Annotated in this window: 15 protein-coding genes; 14 read left to right on the top strand and 1 reads right to left on the bottom strand. The window is 46.3% G+C overall.

The features are described from left to right. The first annotated feature begins 41 nt into the window (after positions 1-41). The 9 genes from P2A85_RS06385 (at position 42) to P2A85_RS06345 (ending at position 12,724) form a co-directional block, all read left to right on the top strand. Positions 42-905 carry a 3'(2'),5'-bisphosphate nucleotidase CysQ gene (locus P2A85_RS06385; RefSeq protein ID WP_377478156.1) on the top strand — a complete coding sequence of 288 codons (864 nt, stop codon included), beginning with the start codon at positions 42-44 and terminating at the stop codon, positions 903-905. A gap of 272 nt (positions 906-1,177) precedes the next feature. After that, positions 1,178-1,858 carry a Crp/Fnr family transcriptional regulator gene (locus P2A85_RS06380; protein ID WP_340522837.1) on the top strand — a complete coding sequence of 227 codons (681 nt, stop codon included), beginning with the start codon at positions 1,178-1,180 and terminating at the stop codon, positions 1,856-1,858. Beyond that, entirely contained in the window at positions 1,855-3,726 is a 1,872-nt protein-coding gene (locus P2A85_RS06375) for a M61 family metallopeptidase (protein ID WP_377478155.1), read from the top strand. Before P2A85_RS06380 ends, P2A85_RS06375 begins: the two co-directional genes overlap by 4 nt. A gap of 100 nt (positions 3,727-3,826) precedes the next feature. After that, on the top strand, positions 3,827-4,300 hold the full coding sequence (locus P2A85_RS06370; protein WP_377478154.1) for a TerB family tellurite resistance protein: 474 nt from the start codon (positions 3,827-3,829) through the stop codon (positions 4,298-4,300). Positions 4,301-4,705: 405 nt separating this feature from the next. Further along, positions 4,706-4,996 (top strand): photosystem I reaction center subunit IV, encoded by a 291-nt coding sequence (locus P2A85_RS06365; protein WP_377478152.1) that lies wholly within the window; start codon positions 4,706-4,708, stop codon positions 4,994-4,996. A gap of 29 nt (positions 4,997-5,025) precedes the next feature. Further along, on the top strand, positions 5,026-6,024 hold the full coding sequence (locus P2A85_RS06360; protein WP_377478150.1) for a DNA-formamidopyrimidine glycosylase: 999 nt from the start codon (positions 5,026-5,028) through the stop codon (positions 6,022-6,024). A 103-nt stretch (positions 6,025-6,127) separates the two neighbouring features. Next, positions 6,128-6,343 carry an NAD(P)H-quinone oxidoreductase subunit O gene (locus P2A85_RS06355; protein ID WP_340522847.1) on the top strand — a complete coding sequence of 72 codons (216 nt, stop codon included), beginning with the start codon at positions 6,128-6,130 and terminating at the stop codon, positions 6,341-6,343. Positions 6,344-6,503: 160 nt separating this feature from the next. Then, a complete protein-coding gene (mdh, locus tag P2A85_RS06350) occupies positions 6,504-7,481 on the top strand; it encodes a malate dehydrogenase (protein ID WP_340522849.1) in 978 nt (325 codons plus the stop codon). A gap of 680 nt (positions 7,482-8,161) precedes the next feature. After that, a complete protein-coding gene (locus tag P2A85_RS06345; RefSeq protein WP_377478148.1) occupies positions 8,162-12,724 on the top strand; it encodes a PAS domain S-box protein in 4,563 nt (1,520 codons plus the stop codon). Positions 12,725-12,740: 16 nt separating this feature from the next. On the opposite strand, the gene P2A85_RS06340 is transcribed toward P2A85_RS06345, so the two are convergent. Beyond that, complete coding sequence (locus P2A85_RS06340; RefSeq protein ID WP_377478146.1) at positions 12,741-17,141, bottom strand: EAL domain-containing protein; 4,401 nt, start codon at positions 17,139-17,141, stop codon at positions 12,741-12,743. Between the two features lie 607 nt (positions 17,142-17,748). On the opposite strand from P2A85_RS06340, the gene acnB reads away from it, so the two are divergent. The 5 genes from acnB to P2A85_RS06315 all read left to right on the top strand — a co-directional run bounded on the left by acnB (position 17,749) and on the right by P2A85_RS06315 (position 22,601). Next, positions 17,749-20,364 (top strand): bifunctional aconitate hydratase 2/2-methylisocitrate dehydratase, encoded by a 2,616-nt coding sequence (gene acnB / locus P2A85_RS06335; RefSeq protein ID WP_377478144.1) that lies wholly within the window; start codon positions 17,749-17,751, stop codon positions 20,362-20,364. A 148-nt stretch (positions 20,365-20,512) separates the two neighbouring features. Continuing rightward, positions 20,513-20,968 (top strand): DUF29 domain-containing protein, encoded by a 456-nt coding sequence (locus P2A85_RS06330; protein WP_377478143.1) that lies wholly within the window; start codon positions 20,513-20,515, stop codon positions 20,966-20,968. 329 nt (positions 20,969-21,297) lie between these two features. Then, entirely contained in the window at positions 21,298-21,543 is a 246-nt protein-coding gene (locus tag P2A85_RS06325) for a hypothetical protein (protein ID WP_377478142.1), read from the top strand. A 225-nt stretch (positions 21,544-21,768) separates the two neighbouring features. Continuing rightward, complete coding sequence (locus tag P2A85_RS06320; protein ID WP_377478141.1) at positions 21,769-22,101, top strand: type II toxin-antitoxin system PrlF family antitoxin; 333 nt, start codon at positions 21,769-21,771, stop codon at positions 22,099-22,101. A 2-nt stretch (positions 22,102-22,103) separates the two neighbouring features. Then, a complete protein-coding gene (locus P2A85_RS06315) occupies positions 22,104-22,601 on the top strand; it encodes a type II toxin-antitoxin system YhaV family toxin (RefSeq protein ID WP_377478139.1) in 498 nt (165 codons plus the stop codon). Positions 22,602-22,655: the final 54 nt, after the last annotated feature.

The following is a 22,655-nucleotide window of genomic DNA, read 5'->3' as shown; positions in this document are numbered from 1 at the left end:
AGGAGATGTCTATTTTTGAACACTCAACCTGACTTGATATCATGTATATTACTCCTGACCAAGACCAAAAAATTCGTTGCACCCTGCGGGAGTGCGGTGCACAAGCTCAAAAACTTGCAGCAGAACCCTTTGAAGTTTGCGAGAAAGGGCCAAATGACTACGTAACCAGTATCGATCGATTCTTAGACCAACAGCTATCCACCGCCTTTGGTGCATTGTTTCCTGAAGACGGTATAATTACTGAGGAAAACGCCGCATCCAGAGCAGCTTACCTGGGTAATTACAAAAGCCTCTGGTGCATTGACCCCCTAGACGGTACGGAAGAATTTATTCAAGGAAAACTCCACTATGCCCTGATGGTGGGACTCCTGCAAGAGGGGGAACCGGTAGCGGGTTGGATCTACGCTCCGGCTTTTGAGCAAATGTACTTCGGCGGGAAAGGTTGGGGCTTGTTCCAAACCCTTGGAGAATCGAAGCCTTCTGCGATCGCCCTGCACAAACCACCGGCTCCGACAGCAGATAGTTGTAAAATTGTCCTGGGAGACAAAGATCAGAAAAACTACGGTATGGCGATCGCTCAGATCATACCTGGTGTCGAATTTTATTCCCTCGGCAGCTTTGGCTTAAAAGTTCTCGAAGTCATCAGCGGTAGAGCCGGTTTGTATCTCTACTTCAACGGCAGAGTCAAAGTGTGGGATACCGCAGGCCCTCTCGCCCTAGCCAAGGCAGCCGGATTAGTCTGCTGCGACTTGGAAGGTAAACCTCTGCGGTGGACTCCCGATGCTCTCGATCCCTCAAGTCTGGCCCACTCTCAGGCGATCGCGATCGGCCAGCCGGAGTACATAGAATCTCTGTTACCAAAAGTCCGCATAGCAGTAGGAGGGCGATCGACCAGTAGACTATGAAAAAATCTGTGGATTGGGCGTCAACCGCGCCTGAGTCCTGTCAACAGTAAACTGGGTTGAAAACCCCGTCCTTCCCCAGGGCGGCTTTTGTGAATCAGTGCCACCAGTCCTATGGTCTAATGTAAAAAGTCGGGATAGGGCATTGCCACGACTCTAAATGGACAGGTCGGGAGAGTGAGACTACTTCGGTAGTATTACCTTTCGGAAGTGTCAAGAATCACCGCCCTCACAGTGCGGTGAGGATGTCAAATTTCCCACCTCAGCGAACTTGCATGAAGACAGAAGCTTTCAGTGAGCTTTTCCCCCTGTTTAAGGGTGCTAACCCAGAAACCTTGGGAGGGCTACTATCCAATGCCGTCAAGCACGAGTATCCCGCAGGCAGAGCCGTTTTGATGGAGGATTCTTGGGGTAACGCTATTTACTTTGTAGTTTCCGGGTGGGTCAAAGTCAGACACCTGTCTGGCGATCGAGCCGTATCGATGGCTATTTTGGGTAGGGGTGCATTCTTCGGCGAAATGGCGATTCTGGACGAATCTCCGCGATCGAATGACGTACTTGCTTTATCACCCGTGCGACTGATCAGCGTTACCGCTCAGCGATTTATCCAAACCCTGTTCAAAGATCCGCAGTTGCACCACCGAATGCTGCAACTGATGGTACGGCGACTCCGCCAAACAAATCTCCGCTATCAACTCCGCAACCGCCAGCCAGCGGTTAAACTAGCAAATACCTTAGTCGAGCTGGCAGAAAACTACGGTCAGAAAACTGCCCAGGGCAAAGATATCTTTAATATCCCCTATGAAGACTTAGCGGACGTGACAGACATCGGCCTAGATGAAACCAGTAAAATTATGGAAAAACTCGATAGCAAAGGCTGGATTAGTGTCGATCCAGAACACCAAACTATCCATTTGATTAACCTCAAGCACTTGATGAATTTAGCAAGTCAATGACTGATGTCACCTCTTTGGATACCTCGTTGGTTGCCGCGAATCTTTCAAAGCAACCTCAAGCACCGACCATAGAATATTCCGTGGCGATGCCCAATCCTGAATCTCACTTGTTTGAAGTGACTTTGCGCGTGCAAGGTTGGTCCGAGCCGATGATGGATTTAAAAATGCCTGTCTGGACTCCCGGTTCTTACTTGGTTCGAGAGTACGCCAAACACCTGCAAGATTTTCGCTCGACCACTGCGGGCGATCGCTCCTTATCTTGGCGCAAACAAAGCAAAAATCACTGGCAAATCGAGACTAATTCGGTTTCAGATGTCACAGTTAATTACCGAATTTTTGCAAACGAACTGACAGTGCGAACCAATCATTTAGATTCAACTCACGGTTATTTCAATCCCGCAGCTCTGTGCTTTTTATTGCCAGGATTTGAGACCAATTGTTACAAAATAAAAATTGTCCCGCCACGACCAGAATGGCGGATAGTTACTACTTTACCCCCCGTTTCTGGTCAAGAATATACTTTCGAGGCGGCGGATTTTGACACTCTCGTAGACACTCCTTTTGAAATTGGCTGTCACGATTTGTACGATTTTGAAGTAATGGGGAAAAACCACCAGCTAGTTGTTTGGGGGAAAGGTAATTTACAACCGGAAGAAGTAATTCGAGATATCCAAAAAGTGATCGAAGTCGAAGCGAAAATGTTTGGCGGTTTACCCTACGACCGTTATGTATTTTTACTGCATTTGTCAGGCTCAGGTTTTGGGGGATTGGAACACAAGGATAGTTGCACTCTCAATTATCCGCGTTTTGGTTTTCGGAATAAAGACAAGTACGATCGCTTTATGCAGTTGGTGGCGCACGAATTTTTTCACCTCTGGAATGTCAAGCGCATCCGACCGAAAGCTCTAGAAGTATTTGATTACAACCAAGAAAGCTATACTACTTCTTTGTGGTTCTCCGAAGGGACCACCAGTTATTACGATTTAGTGATTCCTTTTCGCTCAGGTCTCTACGGCGTGAAGGGTTTTTTGCAGGGTCTAAGCAAGGAAATTACTCGCTTGCAAACCATTCCTGGGCGGAAAGTACAATCTGCTAGCGAGTCTAGTTGGGATACTTGGATTAAGCTGTACCGCAGGGATAGTAATAGCGATAATTCGCAAATTTCTTATTACTTAAAAGGGGAGTTAGTATCGTTTTTACTTGACTTATTAATTAGGGCAAAACACGGCAATGAGCGCTCGTTGGATGATGTAATGCGTTTGATGTGGCATAAATTTGGTCAGGTAAATTTAGCTCAAAACAATGGAACTAAAAAATCTGTAATTCCAGGGAACGGGGAATTACTTGATAATTCATTACCCTCAGAAATTGGTTTTACTCCTGAACAGTTACAAGAGGCGATCGAGTCGGTAGCTGGTGTGGATTTGAGTGATTTTTTTGCGCGCTATATTGATGGTACTCAAGAGTTGCCCTACAACCAATATCTCGCACCTTTTGGGCTGGAACTTGTGGTAGATGAAACTAACGAAATTCCTAGCCTGGGTTGGACTTTGGGAGTGGAACATGGGCGGGACATGGTTAAATTTGTCGAAGCAGGAGCTCCCGCACAGTTGGCGGGAATTGACGCTGGGGACGAGTTACTGGCGATCGACGGTTTTCGAGTAAATGCAGAACAAGCGAGCGAGAGGCTGAAAGATTATCGGCCTGGGGACACGGTAGAGGTGACAGTGTTTCACCAAGACGAACTGCGGACTTGTCGGGTTACTCTCGCCAGCCCGCGGCCAGCCCGCTATCAGATTCTGGCGGTGGAACACCCAAGTTTGATTCAGAAACAAAACTTTACCGGGTGGCTGGGAGTTCCTTTATAAAAACTGTGACATTATGGTTAGTAGTTATTTATTAGTTGTTATGGGTGGATTCCTACCAATAACAACTAATAAATAACCCATAACCAATAACAAACTTTTTATGCAAACCCCACCTCCTCCATCCATTACACCCCGCCAGATGAACCTGTTAAGAATAGTTGCATCTATGGCCTGGGCTGACGGAGAATTAGCAACAGAAGAAGTCAATTTAATGCTCGATCGCTTTTGCAGTTTATTTGTCGCCGATGTCGATGGTCAACAATTGCAACAAGAACTCCGCGACTATGTGATGCAAAATATTCCTCTAGAGGAGTTGATTTGTCAACTACAAAGTCAGGAAGAAAAAGAATTGGTGCTGCAACTAGGTTATGAGGTGATTGCATCTAGTGCCCGGACGCCCGATGAACCAAAAATTAATGCTGAAGAAGCAGCAGCGTATCAAAAATTAGTGCAATTACTCAATCTTCCAGAGGAGGCTGTCAAGCGGATTGAAGCGGAAGCATCCGCCACATCTACTTCCGAGGGAATTGTCGAGAAGATGGTTGATAAATTAGAAAATTTAATGAAAGGTTAATTTCGGACTAACTAAGTCACCCTTTCCAGGGCGGGTTATCCTGCCCGACCAAAAATACAATTGTATTCAGTTGTCTTTAGACGGCTTTAGCTGTGAGACAGGGGTTTTCAATCCCTGGCGGCCGGCACTACTAGCGCCAAAGATCCATGCACCTGTCGCACTCTCCGATTTGTAAACTTTTTTATCAACCCGATCGCACAGTTGTCATTTGATAGATAATATGAGGTTATTTATTTTTAGCTACCCACAGATCGCACCAAAAAAAGTTTACCTTTCTTTACAAATAACCACAAAAAACACCGTATAAAACAAAAATTTCCTGACAGACTTTAAATGCGTCGCGCGATCGACTAAAGTGAAAAAAATGGCTTTATCCGTTTATTTATCGCAAAGGAAACAAAGCTCATGGTTCAACGCGGTTCTACAGTTCGGATTCTCCGCAAAGAATCCTATTGGTTTCAAGAAGTGGGCACCGTTGCTACGGTAGACCAAAGCGGCATTAAATACCCAGTTATCGTTCGCTTTAGCACCGTAAATTATGCAGGCGTCAACACCAACAACTTCGCCCAAAGCGAATTAATCGAAGTGTCAGCCCCCAAAGCCAAAGCCAAAGCACCAGCAGCACCAGCCGCAGGAAAAGCACCAGCAGCAAAAGCAGCAGCCAAACCAGCCGACGGCGCTCCTAAAGAAGGCTAACCAAATAACTAGACTCAAGAGCGCTAATTGTGCCAGAACTGCCAGAAGTAGAAACTATTTGCCGGGGGCTCAATCATCTCACCCTCGATCGAGCAATTTTGGGCGGAGACGTGCTGTTAGCCAGCTCGATCGCCCGCTCTATGTCTGCGAGCGATTTTTTGACAAAACTCAAAGGAAAGTCGATCGAGCGGTGGTACAGGCGCGGCAAATACCTCCTGGCAGAACTATCTCAATTCTCAGAAGGAGAAAGGGAGAAAGGGAGAGGGGGACAGGGGGAGAGGGGGAGAGTGGGAGAATTTCGGGCCCAAACTCCAAACTCTTCCCTTCTTCCTTCTTCCCTTCTTGTTTCCCCCCAAGGGGGGGGTAGGGGGGGGTTCTTCCCACTTGCTTCTTCCCAATTTGGCTGGTTGGGCGTGCATCTGCGGATGACAGGCCAACTTCTGTGGGTGAATCAATCGGAACCGCTACCAAAACACACGCGAGTCAGGTTGTTCCTTGAGGGAAACCAAGAATTGCGGTTTGTAGATCAACGCACCTTCGGGCAAATGTGGTATGTACCTTCAGAAACAGAGGTTTCCAGCGTTGTCACTGGCCTGAAAGTGTTGGGTCCGGAACCATTTTCAGCAGAATTTTCCACAGCATATTTCGCCCACAAGCTACACCGACGGGCGCGACCAATTAAAACAGCATTGCTAGACCAGTCTCTGGTGGCGGGTTTGGGCAATATTTACGCTGATGAAGCTTTGTTTGTGTCCGGGGTTTTGCCCACAACTCTGTGCGCTGATTTGACAGCAGACCAAATTGGGCGTCTCCATGCAGCTATTATTCAAGTTTTGCAAAAGGCGATCGCATCTGGTGGCACTACTTTCAGCAATTTTCTCAACGTCCAAGGCGTCAATGGCAACTATGGGGGTGTTGCTTGGGTATATAACCGTAAAGGCCAACCTTGTCGCGCTTGCTCCATACCGATCGAACGGATAAAATTAGCAGGGCGATCGACTCATTTCTGCCCCGTTTGTCAAACATAGTCATTAGTCCGTAGTCATTAGTCCGTAGTCCACAGAAAAAAGTGCTATCAAGACAAATCTAGATTAAAATTTGTATAGTTTTTTAAACTAAACAAAGCAAGTCATGGCAATTAAAAAAGGCAGCATAGTCCGCGCCCTACGCGAAAAATTGGAAAATAGTTTGGAAGCAAAAGCCAGCGATCGACGCTTTTCCTCCTATATATTTGAAACTAAGGGTGAAGTGCTCGATGTTCGTGGTGACTATGCCTTCGTCAAATTTGGCAAAGTCCCTACCCCCAATATTTGGCTCCGGGTAGACCAACTCGAAGATTTCAACTAACTTTAACTGGTTCCCAGGCTCTGCCTGGGAAACCATGCCCAGAGGCTCTGCCTCGCTTGGGAAATTGGAGGCAGAGCCGACCGATCTGCGTTCCCAGGTAGAGCCTGGGAACGAGTAAAAATTCCCAATCTAACATCCAAAATCTCAAATCTAAAATAGAATGACTTCTATCAATTCCAGTACCTCAAATTGTCCATCAACTCGCGTCTCAATTATTGGTGCAGGGAAAGTTGGCAGTACCTTAGCCCAGCGGATAGCTGAAAAAAATCTGGCTGATGTGGTATTGCTAGATATTGTGGAAGGTTGGCCCCAGGGTGTAGCTTTGGATTTGATGCAAGCAAGGGGTGTAGAACGACACGATCGCCAAATTATCGGTACAAACCACTATGCTGATACTGCTAACTCAAACATCATCGTCATTACCGCAGGTATACCACGCAAGCCCGGTATTAATCGCGAAGATTTAATTAAAATCAATGCTAAAATTGTTACTGAAGCCGCACAAAAGGCGATCGCCTATTCCCCCGAAGCAATCTTAATCGTAGTCACCAATCCCCTCGATGTCATGACCTATTTAGCCCTGGAAGCTACCGGTTTACCAAAACACCGAGTCATGGGTATGGCAGGAATTCTCGACTCATCCCGCTTCCAAACTTTTATTGCCATGGAATTGGGTATTTCTATTGCTGAAGTGAATGCCACCGTCCTGGGTTCTCATGGAGATTTGATGGTTCCTTTACCCCGCTATTCTACAGTCAATGGTATTCCCATTAGTCAACTTATGGATGCAGGGACGATCGCTCGTTTAGTCGATCGGACACGTCACGGAGGCGCAGAAATCGTCACCTTGATGAAGACTTCTAGTGCCTATTTTGCACCAGCATCTTCTGTCTGTGTCATGATAGAATCAATCCTATTGAATCAGTCTAGAATACTGCCTTGCTGCGTTTATTTGCAGGGTCAATACGGCGTACAAGATATGTTTTTAGGTGTTCCCTGTCGCTTGGGATATCAGGGTGTGGAACAGGTGATAGAACTCGCTCTGAGTGATACTGAAAGAGCTGCTTTTATGGAATGCAGCAAATTAGTTTGGCAAAGTATTCAAGAAGCAAAGGCTATCTTGAATCATTCTGATTAAAAGCCTAAATTTTTCTGAAAAAAGCGGCTCTCTCGGATATTTAGTGCAATACATAGCAATTGATACTAAATCCCTTAATTATGAAAGCAGAAACCCTAGATTTTGCTAAGTTATAAGCATTATCACCATAACTACTAGAGAGCCGCTATATAATAGTTAAAGATAGAAACCCCCGATGCGCTCAGGAGTTTGTTAATTGCTAAAATCCTTGATGGGATTGCTTATTGCTTATTCTAGGCTGACTATCTAACAGGGAAAATTCGCTCAAACGCCATCGGCTCAATTCCCATAAATTTTAGAGAAGACGCTCCGTAAATAATATTTATTATCGCCGTCAGGAAGATAGCCAATTAAGTTTGCAGTCATCAGAGGAATGTGATAATTAAAACAAACACAGATGGTAAAAAATGTGAAAACAAGTAAAATATAAAATTAAATACCATTGATACCTTACCAAATTATCGACGCCAAAATCAATCACTAAAGGTAAAAAACTACGCAGGTAGAAATCTTGTCAAAAATAATACTTAGCAAAGTCAGTATAATTACTGGCAAGTTACCGGAAAATCAACAGAATTTGCTATGAAGTCCAACTATTTACCAAACTCAACTCAACACATCGCTAATTGGGGTGTCCGCTAAATCTATACCAAACCACACAATAACTAAAGAGATACTATATGTTTCATCAATACCTGTATCACGAAGTAACCAGCTTGCGGATGAAGTTAATTCATCTAGAAAGAGAAATGCAGTCTCAAACCTGGTTCAAAAAGCTACAAGCCCTGATGGGAGTTATTGGCAAAATTCGCGAATCCCTAGACTTAGAAACAATATTCAACACCACAAGCACAGAAGTCCGGCAACTCCTAAATGCCGATCGCGTCGCGATTTATCGCTTCATCCCCGACTCCCAATGGAACGACGGCGAAATAGTATCCGAAGACGTACTACCCCAATACAGCCCCTCCCTAGGCGCACAAGTTCACGATCGCTGCTTCGGAGAACAATTTGCCGCCAACTACGAAAAAGGCTACGTTCAAGCTGTCCGTGATATCTATCAAGCGCGATTGAGTCCTTGTCACCTGAAAATTCTCAAACGATTTCAAATCCGAGCTAACTTAGTCGTACCACTCCTGCAAGGGCAGCATTTGTGGGGATTGCTGTGCATTCACCAGTGTGGCCAACCCCGTGATTGGCAAGAAGATGAAATCGAATTTGCCAAGCAAATAGGAGAACACTTAGCGATCGCCATCTACCAAGCCGGACTACACTCGCAAACTCAGCAACAATTAGTAGAAATCGATCGCACCCAGCAACAACTACGCGAAAGCGAAACAAGATATCACCAAATCCTCGACTCGATCGGCGACATGGTATTAGTGAAAGGCCCTGAATCAAAAATCCTCTGGGCTAATCAAGCATTCCGCGACTATTACGGCATGAGTGAAGAAGAACTAGCAGGGATTGTAGACACACCTTTCAATACTCCTGACTATACTCTCCAATATATTAAAGATGACACCTTCGTATTTGAAACCGGACAAACTCTCCAAATTTCCGAAGAACCGGTCACGCGACACGATGGAGAAGTGCGACTGTTTAGTACAGTAAAAACACCGATTCGCAACGCAGAAGGTGAGATTACAATGACAGTCGGTGTCTCCCGCGACATGACGGAACGCAAACTAGCAGAAGAAGCCGTTAAAGCTAGCGAAACCCAATACCGTCGCCTAGTAGAAACTTCCCAAGACATGATTTGGTCAGTGGATACCCAAGGTTGCTTTACTTTCGTCAACCCAGCAGTTAAATACATCTACGGTTACGAACCAGAAGAAATGCTTGGTAGACCTTTCTCCGACTTTGTAGTCCCAGAACAACTTCCGAAAGATTTAGAAGCTTTCGCCCGCTTGATGACAGGAGAATCCATTGTGGTACGGCACGAGAGTGTGCAGATTGCCAAAGACGGCAGCCTCAAAAACCTGATGTTCAATGCGATCGCCCTGTACGATGACACAGGAAACATCCTCGGCATCACAGGCACGGCTACCGACATTACCGCTCGCAAGCGCGCAGAAGCAGCCTTGCAACACGCCAACGCAGAGCTAGAGCGCAGAGTAGAAGCCCGCACTGCCGAATTGCAACAGACTTTTGCAGCCCTCAGTGCCAGCGAAGCCAGATTTAGAACCATCGCAGCCACCCTCCCCGGAGCTTTGTTCCAGTTTTGCAGCCACAACGGAGTTTGGCAGGTTGACTACATGAGCGATCGCATCTTCGATATCAGCGGTGTGACAGCAACAGAAATGATGCGAGATATGAATAGATTCATATCTCGCATCCACCCAGATGACTCCCCAGGCTACCTCGCTTCCGTCACCGCAGCCGTAGAAAACCTTTCCCTATGGCACTACGAAGGACGATTAGTCAAGCCCGACGGCGAGATCCGCTGGTGGCAGGGTGACTCCATGCCCACCCGCATCGAAAATGGCGAAATCGTATTTTGCGGCGTTTTGCTCGATATCACCGATCGCAAACTAGCCGAAACCGCCATCCGCGAAAGCCAGCGCCAGCTAGAAGAAGCCCAGACACTCGCCCACCTCGGCAATTGGGAACTCGATGCAGCCACCGGAAAAGTCACTTGGTCTGAGGAACTTTTCCGCATCTTCGGACTCGAACCGGCCGCCACAGCACCCACCAGAGCACAACAAGTCGCTCTGATCCATCCAGAAGATGTGGAATTGTGGGAAACCGAAATACAGCGGGGAGTTGACTTCGGCATCCCCTTTGATTTTGACTTCCGTGTTTACCGCCCCAACGGTAGCTTGAGACACCTGAACGCCCTGGGCAGAGCCGAAACCGATGCTCATGGCAAAGTAGTAAAATTGTTCGGTACGGCGATCGACATTACCGATCGCAAAAACGCTGAAGCAGCCCTGCGACAAGCAGCAGCCGAGTTGGAAGACAGGGTGAGCGAACGCACAGCCGAATTGTGGCAAGCAGTGGCCCAGTTAGAACTGGAAATTAGCGATCGCAAAAATGCTGAAGCAGCCGTCCAAATCTCCGAACAAAACCTCCGAACTATATTTAACAATGTCTACGATGCTATCTTCATTCACGATTTAGAAGGAAACATTCTAGATGTCAATAATCGAATGTTAGAAATGTATGGAGTTAGCGCCTCCCAAGCCACCAAATTATCATTTAAAAATGACTATTCCACGGCCGAAAACCCCTTTGCAGAATTTGCCGAAATTTGGCAAAGGGTAATAGCAGGAGAAACAGCTCGCATTGAATGGAAAGCTAGGCGTCCCCAGGACAATTCAACGTTTGATGCAGAAATAGCCTTGTCTCAAATTAATCTCAACGGCAATGTTAGCATCATTGCCAACGTCCGAGATATTAGCGATCGCAAACTGGCAGAAGCCGAATTGCAACGCACCCAAAAATTCATGGAATCTGTGCTCCAAACCATACCAGTAGGAGTAGTTGCCAAATCAGCCACAGACTTACGATTTGTACTGTGGAATCCAGCGGCCGAACACTTATTCGGTTTTTCCGCCACACAAGTTATAGGCAAAAATGATTTTGACTTTTTCCCCACAGAACAAGCCCAAACTTTTATGAGCAAAGACCGGGAAGTTCTCAACAACAGACTACTTGTAGATATCGAGGAAGAAGAAATTGAAATAGCTACAGGAGCCTCGCGGATATTTCATACTAAAAAAACCGCAATTGTCGATGCCTATGGTCAGCCAGAATATTTATTAGCAATTACCGAAGATGTTACCGATCGCAAGCTAGCAGAACTTACTTTGAGGCGCTCTTCCGCCACACTCAAGCAGCAAGCAGAGCGAGAAAAATTGCTCAACAGCCTCACAACTCAAATCCGCAATTCCCTCGACTTTGACAACATCATTACTGTCGCAGTCCAAGAAATTCGTGCTTTCATGCAGATCGATCGCTGCTATTTTGCCTGGTATCGCAGCGAACAATCAGAGCCTTTCTGGGAAATTCTTCAAGAATCTCGCAGCAGAGATCTTCCTGATTTAAGAGGTTACTATAAAGCTTCAGAATTCGGCACTTTAGGAGAACAGATGTTGCGTCTAGAAACGCTGCAAATCGATGATATCGGAACACTAAAAGACCCTGTTTGGATAAAGTCTCTTAGCTCTATGGGCTACCAATCTGTGTTGGCAATTCCGATGCAGGCACTTTCGGGAGTTGTGAGCGTTGTTACCTGCGCCCACTCCGCTGCTGTCCGCCCCTGGAGTGATAGCGAAGTAGAATTATTGCAAGCAATTACAGTTCAATTGGCGATCGCCCTCAATCAAGCAGATCTTTACACTCAAACTCTCAATAAAGCTCGCGAATTAGAACACACATTGGATAAATTAACTAGCGCTCAATCGCAGTTAGTTCAAAGCGAAAAAATGTCCTCCCTCGGTCAGTTAGTTGCGGGGGTCGCCCACGAGATTAACAACCCAGTTAACTTTATTTACGGCAACCTTAGCCATGCTAACGAATATACCCAAGACATACTGCACCTGATCGAACTTTACCAAAACCACTATCCCGAACCAGTGCCAGAAATTCAAGAAGAAGTAGAAAATATTGAACTTGATTTTCTCATGGAAGATTTGCCTAAATTGCTGACATCGATGAAAGTCGGTGCCGATCGCATTCAACAAATAGTTGCTTCTCTCCGCACATTTTCTCGCATGGACGAAGCGGAAATGAAAGCAGTCAACATTCATGAAGGCATAGATAGCACTTTGATGATCTTGCAGCACCGACTTAAAGCTAAACACAATCATCCAGAGATTCCGGTGATTAAAGAATACGCTAACTTGCCTTTGGTTGAATGTTATGCGGGACAGTTAAATCAAGTATTTATGAATGTTTTGAGCAATGCTTTAGATGCTTTGGAAGAACGAGATTTGGGCCGTTCTACTGACGAAATGCGCCAAAATCCTAGTATCATCTCCATTAAAACAGAAATGTCCAAACCCGATCGCGTAATCATTCGGATTGCTGACAATGGAGCGGGAATGCCAGAGAGTGTTCGGAATCGACTCTTTGACCCATTTTTTACTACGAAAGCTGTTGGTAAAGGTACTGGAATGGGTTTGTCCATTAGCTACCAAATTATTACCGACAGACACGGCGGCTCCCTGCAATGCACTTCTTCCCCAGGAAAAGGTGCAGAATTTGCGATCGAGATTCCGCTGAAAACTAATTGTTAATCACCCATGTCCATAACTACTCAATCTGTCTGAGCATTTCAGTGATATAATCACCATCCAAAGGTTTAGAAAACCAATATCCCTGAGCTAGTTCGCATTCGAGTTCTCGAAGCTGTGCTAACTGTTCGGGTGTTTCCACACCTTCTGCGATCGCCTCCAGCCCCAAATTGTGAGCCAAAGTTACAATCGCCCGCACAATTTGTAAATGCTGACTTCCATCATCACCATTTTTTGTCGCTCCCAAACGACTTACAAAAGAGCGATCGATCTTCAGGGTATCCAACGGAAAACGGTGCAAATAACTCAAAGACGAATAGCCCGTACCAAAATCGTCGATCGACAACCGAATATTTTTAGCTTTCAACTGAGAGAGCACAGTATTAGCTTTCTTCACATTTTCCACGATCGCGCTTTCAGTAATCTCCAATTTTAAACAACTTGGAGCGCAGCCTGTTTCTGCCAAAATTTCATCAATTTGATCCAACAAATTGGGCATACCTAACTGTTTTGGAGACAGATTAACACTCATTGTTAATTGCCAAGGGTCAATTATTGGTAATCGGTAATTAGGAATGGGGCATCGGGCATCGGGAATTGGGCATTGGGAATTGGGCATTGGGAATTGGGCATTAGTAGCCTTCTCTCCCCTCTCCCAATCTCCCCCTCTCCCCCTTCTTCCTTCTTCCTTCCCCCCTTGGGGAGGGCTGATTCTTCCTTCTTCCTTCCCCCCTTGGGGGGGGCTGGGGGGGGTAATTCTTCCTTCTTCCTTCCCCCCTTGGGGGGGGGTGATTCTTTCTTCTTCCTTCCCCCCTTGGGGGGGGCTGGGGGGGGTAATTCTTCCTTCTTCCTTCCCCCCTTGGGGGGGGGTGATTCTTTCTTCTTCCTTCCCCCCTTGGGGGGGGCTGGGGGGGGTAATTCTTCCTTCTTCCTTCCCCCCTTGAGGGGGGGTGATTCTTTCTTCTTCCTTCCCCCCTTGGGGGGGGCTGGGGGGGGTGATTCTTCCTTCTTCCTTCCCCCCTTGAGGGGGGGTGATTCTTTCTTCTTCCTTCCCCCCTTGGGGGGGGCTGGGGGGGGTGATTCTTCCTTCTTCCTTCCCCCCTTGAGGGGGGGTGATTCTTCCTTCTTCCTTCCCCCCTTGGGGGGGGCTGGGGGGGGTGATTCTTCCTTCTTCCTTCATTGAAATTAAGATTTCTTGCCAAAGGCGCAATTGCCGACAAGATTCCCGCAGCACCCAAGCTCCCAGAGGTACAATCAAACCAGTTTCTTCAGCTACCGGAATAAAAGTAGACGGTGGCACTAGACCCCGAACCGGGTGCTGCCACCGTACTAAAGCTTCAAAACCCTCGATCGCACCCGTACCGATGGAAATAATCGGTTGATAGTTAACAATAAAATGGGAACTTTCGTCCTTATTTTTTCCTAAATCCTCCCTACCAAAAATCGCCAATCGCAAGTCAGTTTCTAACTGCAACAGTGACATACTTTGGTCGTGCATCGCCAAATTAAACACCTCATGGCGGGCCTTACCCAAAGCTTTAGCGCGATACATCGCAATGTCGGCATCCCGCAGAAATTCTTCGGGATGGTGATACAAAGCACTCTGTTGACCGTTCAAATCTTCCTCTTCTAATGCTCCTACTTCGTCTCTACTAAAAACTATGCCAATGCTAGCGCTGGTGAATACTTCATGACCTTCCAGGTTAAAGGGTATGGTCAATTCTTTTTGTATTCTGTTAGCTGCTAGGGTGGCGTCGCTGAGGTTTTGAATGCGGTCTATGAGGATGGTAAATTCGTCTCCGCCAAGTCGGGCGACAGTATCAGTAACGCGCACGCAATCCTGAAGTCGCTGGGCCAGAGCGATTAACAGTTTGTCACCGAGAATGTGTCCTAGAGAATCATTAACTACTTTGAAGCGGTCTAAATCGAGGAAGAGGACGGCAAATTTGTAATCGGGAGAATATTGAGAGAGCTGTATAGCTTGTGCTAGTCTATCGATAAATAAGAGGCGGTTTGGCAAACCTGTCAGCGCGTCGTGAAAAGCATCGTGCAGGAGTTGCTGTTCTACTCGTTTGCGTTCGGTGACATCTCTGATGATAATTTGGGCTGCGGCTGAGCCTTGATAAGTAGCGGGTATACCAGCCACTTCCACATCGATGATGGTTCCATCTAGGCGCATCAATTTTTCTTCCGCCAGTTCGATCGGTCTATTTTCTTCCTCTACTTTCCGAATCCGCTCTCTGGCGATTTCTACATAGCTGGGATGAACGAAATGCAACACCGGAAAGCCGATCAGGGCGGATGGAGAACTAGCGCCGAGGAGTTTTGCTCCCGCTGCGTTGATATAGGCGATTTTGCCTTGACAGTGAACGGCGATCGCTTCTGGAGAGAGTTCCACTAGACGGCGGTAGCGTTCTTCACTTTCTTGGAGAGATACTATCAACTCCGATCGCTCTTTTTCTGCTTGCTGGCGTTCTATTTCCATGCTGTGAGCCGCCAGAAATTTCCCCAGGCTTTGAGCCATCAATTCTATAATTTCTCTTTCCTGGGATGCAAAATTTTTATGTCTGACTTCTCGGGAACAAAAACTCAAAGTACCATAGATTTTATTATTTACAAATATCGGTGTGCCGATGTAGGATTCCAGACCCAATTTTTGATAGATTACATGATCGTCCTTATCAAGTATTTCTCTGATGTGAGAACAGGCCATTGTTTTTTTGAACTTAATCACTGCGTCACAGTAAGTATCCTCCAGCTTTAATTCTAATCCGGGAGCTAAAAATTCTAATTCTGTCTTGGCAGACCTAATCATAAAAATTTGATTTTCGACTTTAGCAATGATGCCAATAGAAAAACCAAAAATCAAACACCCCGCGGTTAGATAATCATCAACCAGTTCTTGAAAATTTTGATAATGATAGGTGGTAATTCGATGTAAATGTTTGAGATTGGCACTAAAAGTAGCTAGATCTTGAGATTTTGAGTATAATTCTTCTTCGGCTTTTTGACGGTCTGTGACATCTGTTTGAACCCCTATAAAGTGGGTCAAGTGTCGTCGCGAGTTGTACACCGGAGCAATACAAAGTTCGTTCCAAAAAGGCGTGCCATCTTTCCGAAAATTACGCAAAATAACTTGGCATTCTTTGCCTTCTTCAATAGATTTTTTGATTTTTTTGACCGAGGTTGGATTAGTGCCTTTGCCCTGTAAGAATCGGCAATTTTTACCAATTAATTCCTCTCGGCTATAGCCTGTGATCCGCTCAAAACTGGGATTGACATAAATAATCGGATTGTCGGCAACTGTAGCATCCGCGATCGCAATGCCGTTGGTGGCACTCTCCATGGCCCGTTCCATCATTTGCAAGCGTTCAGACGATCGAATCCGCTCGATCGCCGCGGCTAACAAATTGGCGATCGCCTCTATAAAATAGACATCATCTTGGCTAAAAACCCGCTCTTGAGTGCTGTGAACCCCCAAAACACCCCAAACAGGAGATGTCGTATTTGGGACTTCAATGGATTCTCCCCAGTTCGTATTAGCCATACCCGGAGTTCCCGGAACCAGCACCGTGACACCACTGACAATTTGCTGGTTGTGCAGCAGTGGCGATTCACTGAACCTGGTTTCCACCCGCAAATCTGCGACGATAATCGGTTCCCCCACGGACAATGTATAGCCAGCTTGAGACCGTGGTGAAGCGGTGACAGTAGCACTACCAACAAGCTCGGCAGACCAGCCAAACCCCGATCGCAACAGGAAAGCATGACCTGAAGGCAATAGTTCCAAAAACTGACAATATTCTACATCCAAAGTTTGGGCAATCAACACTCCAGTTTTGTCCATTAGCGCCAACAAATCTGTTTCCGCCAGCGCCAGATGACCTAAGTAAGCTACAGCGACTTGCTGACGAGCGCGACAATGAATAGAGGCCAGCAATTGGCGTTCTAGAGCTTCGGCTCGCTTTCGCTCCGTAATATCGCAGAACACGGACAAAACAGCTTGTTCCGAATGCAAAGTCAGGTAGCGCATCGAGACAGTTGCCCAAAATAATGTGCCGTCCGCCTTTTTGAGGCAGACTTCTGCCTCGGAGACGTGCTGATTGCGAGCTAGTCCCTCCAGTAATTTCTGGCGGTCTGCGGGGTTGTTGTAAAGTGTTTCGGCTTTTGGATGCTCGATCGAATCTGCGCGTTTGATTCCGAAAGAAGTAGCACACAAATCGTTGCAATAAAGAATGGTACTGTCAGCCAGACTGCTAATCGCCAAAGGGAGCGGCATCGACTCAGCGATCGTCAGCAATAATTCTTGAGTATCTTGCAGCGCTTCCCGGACTTCCGACTTAAAGTCACAACTCTGACAGTGTTCGGGGATCAAACTTTCCAGTTTTTGATTGACCCATTCTAATAATCTTTTTTGCACAAAACCTGACTCCTTTACCTCTTACCGAGGGCTATGAATTTTTGGTAGTTGGCGATTTTAGATGATCCCGGACGATCGACACCGATCTCTAGCATTATCTGAATCCTGAAACAACCCCACCCTAAACCCTATAAATTATAACATTTAGTTTTTTTTCCTTTTGAGGAATCGCTGTAAGTAAGTGAGGAATTTTTCACCCCACTTGCAGTTTAAACTAATCCACTGTTTTTGATTAGTTTAGCCCCAGAGTCATTTAACTTTAATAATTAGGTATCTTTTTTCACAAACAAACTAGCTCAAGCGATTGTTAAGTTATGGAGTGGAGACTGAGCTTATGTATAAATACGGCAAGAAGTACCCTAATATTACAATATCATAGACAAGCGTAATTAATCAACTTGAGGCGAAAAAGAGTGATGCTCCGATACCCTAAATTTTTGAATTTGACTGGCGGGCAAGTTGGGTGAATATTTGTCTTTGGTATTGAACTCCACTTTTTTTACCCTTGCGTTAAGTTTTTATAGAGTGGGATACTTTGTCCAATCATGAGTACAAGCTCCTCATTTTCAAAGTAAACTGAACTGCAAACAATCAACGAAGGACAGAAATGCTTGAATCTTACCGCCAACACGCAGCTTCACGAGCGGCCTTGGGAATTCCCCCACTGCCCCTCGATGCTCAGCAAACCTCCGAACTTTGCGAATTGCTCAAAAATCCGCCACCGGGCGAAGAAGAAACCTTAGTAGAATTATTGCGCGATCGCGTGCCACCCGGAGTAGACCAAGCAGCCTACGTCAAAGCAGGATTTTTGACCAGCATCGCCAAAGGAGAAATCCAGAGTCCCCTAATCAGCCCCAAATGGGCAGTCTACCTGCTAGGGACAATGATGGGCGGCTACAACGTCCACTCCCTAATCGATTTGCTCAATCCCACAGCCGAAACAGCAATTCCCGCCACCGCAGCCCGCGCCCTCAGCAAAACTCTGTTAGTATTTGATGCTTTCCACGATGTCCTGGCCCTGTCGGATGTCAATCCCTATGCTAAACAAGTCATCGACTCTTGGGTTAATGCCGAGTGGTTTACCAGTCGCCCCCAACTAGCCGAAGCCATCACCGTAACGGTGTTTAAAGTGCCGGGAGAGACGAATACCGACGATTTGTCGCCGGCCCCCCAGGCTACCACGCGCCCGGACATTCCCCTGCACGCTTTGGCGATGCTGGAAAGTAAAATGCCCGGTGCTCTGCAAACCATTGCCGAATTGAAGCAAAAAGGTCATCCGGTAGCCTACGTTGGCGATGTTGTCGGCACCGGTTCCTCGCGGAAATCGGCGATTAATTCTGTGCTGTGGCACATTGGTAATGATATTCCATTTGTGCCAAACAAACGTAGTGGCGGTTATATTCTAGGAAGTGCGATCGCCCCGATTTTCTTCAATACCGCTGAAGATTCCGGTGCATTGCCGATCGAATGCGACGTCGCCAAAATGGAAACAGGCATGGTAATTACCATCCATCCCTACAAAGGCGAAATCACCAACGAAGCCGGAGAAATCATCTCCACCTTCACCCTCAAACCAGACACAATACTAGACGAAGTTCGCGCCGGTGGCCGAATTCCCCTATTAATTGGACGCACCTTAACCGACAAAACCCGCGCCGCTTTAGGACTAGAAATCAGCCCTATTTTCACCCGCCCCACCATCCCAGTAGATACCCACAAAGGCTTTACATTAGCGCAGAAAATGGTCGGTAAAGCTTGCGGTTTGTCCGGCGTTCGTCCCGGTACATCCTGCGAACCAGTGATGACTACAGTCGGTTCCCAAGACACCACCGGCCCGATGACGCGGGACGAATTAAAAGAACTAGCTTGTTTAGGATTTAGCGCCGATTTGGTAATCCAAAGTTTTTGTCACACCGCCGCCTATCCAAAACCAGTTGATGTCAAAACTCACCATGAATTACCCGATTTCATGGCTCAACGAGGCGGCGTAGCTTTGCGTCCCGGAGACGGCATTATTCACTCCTGGTTAAACCGGATGTTATTGCCAGATACCGTAGGAACTGGCGGCGATTCTCACACTCGTTTCCCCTTGGGAATTTCTTTTCCTGCGGGTTCGGGATTGGTGGCCTTTGCTGCTGCTTTGGGTGTCATGCCTTTGGATATGCCGGAATCGATTTTAGTCAGATTCAAAGGTGAATTGCAGCCGGGAGTAACCCTGCGGGATGTTGTGAATGCAATTCCCTATGTAGCAATTCAAAAAGGCTTGCTAACTGTCGAGAAACAGAACAAGAAAAATGTCTTTTCTGGGCGGATTATGGAGATTGAAGGTTTGCCAGATTTGAAAGTGGAGCAGGCTTTTGAATTGACTGATGCGACGGCCGAGCGTTCTTGTGCTGGATGCACGATTAAACTGAGCGTTGAGACTGTTTCCGAGTACATTCGCTCCAATGTGGCGCTGCTGAAAAATATGATGGCGCGGGGCTATGCAGATGCGCGGACGATGATGCGTCGGGTGGCGAAGATGGAGGAATGGTTGGCAAATCCGGTGTTGCTGGAGGCTGATGCTGATGCTGAATATGTCGAAATCATTGAAATCGATTTGAATGAGATTAAAGAGCCGATTGTAGCCGCTCCCAATGACCCGGATAATGTTAAGTTGTTAAGTGAGGTTGCGGGCGATCGGGTTGATGAAGTATTTGTCGGTTCCTGCATGACAAATATCGGTCACTACCGCGCCACTGCGAAAGTGTTAGAAGGTTCAGGGGAAGTGAAAGCCCGCCTGTGGATTTGTCCCCCAACTCGGATGGACGAACAACAACTCAAAGAAGAAGGTTATTACAGCATTTTTGGAGCCGCTGGAGCTCGCACAGAAATGCCCGGTTGCAGTCTTTGCATGGGAAATCAAGCACGAGTCAAAGATGCCACAACGGTGTTTTCAACATCTACTCGCAACTTCAACAATCGCATGGGGAAAGACGCGCAAGTTTATCTTGGTTCCGCGGAATTAGCCGCAGTTTGTTCGCTGTTGGGTAAAATTCCCACAGTCCAAGAATACATGGAGATTGTGGCGAAAAAGATTAATCCTTTTGCTGACGATTTGTATCGGTATTTGAATTTCGATCAAATTGCTGGTTTTGAGGATGAAGGGCGAGTGATTGCTTTGGAAGATATGCCTCGGATTGAGGATATTTTGGGAATTCCCGAAGGCGTGTTGAGTAAGTAAAAAATTGCGTTGACTGAGCGTAGTCGAAGTGTGTTGACTGAGCGTAGTCGAAGTGCGTTGACTGAGCGTAGTCGAAGTGGACACTTCGACTACGCTCAGTGAGCATACAGCAGGCTTTAAACAAAGGATGATTCAAAGGAAATTAATTATGATTGGTCACTCTATTACAACAGAAGATAATCTCTACAAACAAGACTTTTGTTTGTGGATAGAAGCTACTGCTCAAAATTTAAAAGAAGGCAAATTCAATCAAATAGATATTCCGAATTTAGTTGAAGAAATCGAAAGTATGGGCAGAAGTGAAAAACGAGAATTGAAAAATCGTTTAATTGTGCTTTTGATGCACTTACTCAAATGGGAATATCAGCCAGAAAAACGTAGCCAAAGTTGGCGGAGTACCATCGCCGAACAGCGTATCTGTATTGAATCCTTGCTAGAAGATAGTCCAAGTTTGCAACCTCTGATTGTAGAAGTGTTTGATAATTGTTATGAAAAAGCTTGCCAGAAGGCTGCGGATGAAACAGGGATTAAATTAAACTTTTTCCCCAAGGAATCTCCTTTTACCATCGCAGAAACTTTGAAAGTAAGTTTTGTTGATGAATAAGTTAAAATCGATTGACGGCGAATTAGTATTATTTAACCGCGAAGACGCGAAGGACACGAAGGAAGAAAGAAGAAGGAAGAAGTAGATAATTTTTGCTTGTAGAGAAGGCAGCCACGTCGTCGCCCGAAAATCTAGTTGCACTCCCTCCGCTTCGCTTCGCCCAAAGCTGCGACAACAGCAATGGACAGCTAACCGCCAAACTGGGACAAGCAGTCTGGAGGCTAACGGAGTATCTTAACACTCTCTGTAGCCGCCCTGCTATGTGTTGAAATGCGGGGCGGCTGGGTTTTTGGGTTTTTCTAGAAAACCCAAAACCAGGAGAACATAATATGTCACAGGAATTTTTGCCTGACGATCGCGAATCTGAGTGCCCAAATGACGAATCAGCACCAGTATCGGAACAGGATGTGGTGTGTGTAACGGTGACAGGTTCGCCCCAGGGTGTGAGGGAAACGATACTCACTTTGTACCGACTGGGTTTTGCGGAAGTGGGAGATTGGAGTCCGGTACAGCGTGCGGCTAATCCTCAGCAAGTGATGAGCGTGCTGATTCGCCGTCGGAAGCTCAAAGCCTAGGGAATAAGTGATTGCTTGTTCCCAGGCTTGATTGCTGGTTCCCAGGCTTGAGCCTGGGAATGCCTTCCATGAGGCTCTGCCTCCTGTTTTTGTCCCCAAGCGAGGCAGAGCCTCTGGATCTCGGTTCCCAGGCTTGAGCCTGGGAACCAGCTAAACCCGTAGCCTCTTGACAAGACAATGCAGTTGCATTACCATAGATTTGAACCGCCAGATTTAGAGGTTGCTATGGCTGCAATACTAGCTCTATGCTCAGAGTCTACTCTGACCGATCGCTATCAGACTACAGTTCCTGAGCCAGTTCGTAAAGCCCTTGGCTTGAATAAGCGTGATAAAATCTGCTATACGATCGACTCTGATGGTCAAGTAGTCATTTCTCGTGCTAACCCGACAGAAAGCGATCCGATACTTGGACTGTTTCTGAATTTTCTGGCACGAGATATGAAACAGAATCCTCACCACTTACAAGCAATTAGCTCTGATTTAGTAAGTCGTGTTCAGTCCTTAGTTTCTGAAATTGATCTTGAGCTTGATGCACCACTCTCGGATGAGGATGAATAAGTTTGTCTGTAAATCAGCCGCTGGTGATTAATGGGTGGAATATATTTGCCCATCCTCTCTTCCTCAACCAGTTTGAAGAACTTCTGACGCAAGTTGAACATTTGCGTCAGAAGTATCCTCAAGACTACAAGCATAAAAATGCTACAAAGCGTCTAGCTGCCATAGCAAAGCTGGCATTTGATGTTATTCCTCAAGATCCAACACGTAGTGATTATCGCCAGGGTGATACGCTCGGAGATGATTATAAGCACTGGTTTAGAGCTAAATTTTTTCAGCAGTACCGACTGTTTTTCCGATATCATCAAGAGGGTAAAATTATTGTTTTCGCCTGGGTGAATGATGAGAACTCTAAGCGAGCTTATGACAGTAAGACAGACGCTTATCGAACTTTCAAAAAAATGCTTGAAAGTGGCATCCCTCCAGACAATTGGGATGACTTACTCAAAGATGCCAAAGGTGAAACTAATCGTTTAGATCAAGCAGTCCAAGCAGAAATTTAACTGACTAAAAATAAAATAGTGCATAATTCCTGCTAAACTTCAACTACAAATATT

Origin of the sequence: Microcoleus anatoxicus, assembly GCF_042465725.1 — a bacterium.
GTDB classification, from domain to species: domain Bacteria; phylum Cyanobacteriota; class Cyanobacteriia; order Cyanobacteriales; family Microcoleaceae; genus Microcoleus; species Microcoleus anatoxicus.
The sequence above is the reverse complement of the archived record's forward strand: the minus strand, read 5'-3'. Positions and strand labels throughout refer to the sequence as shown.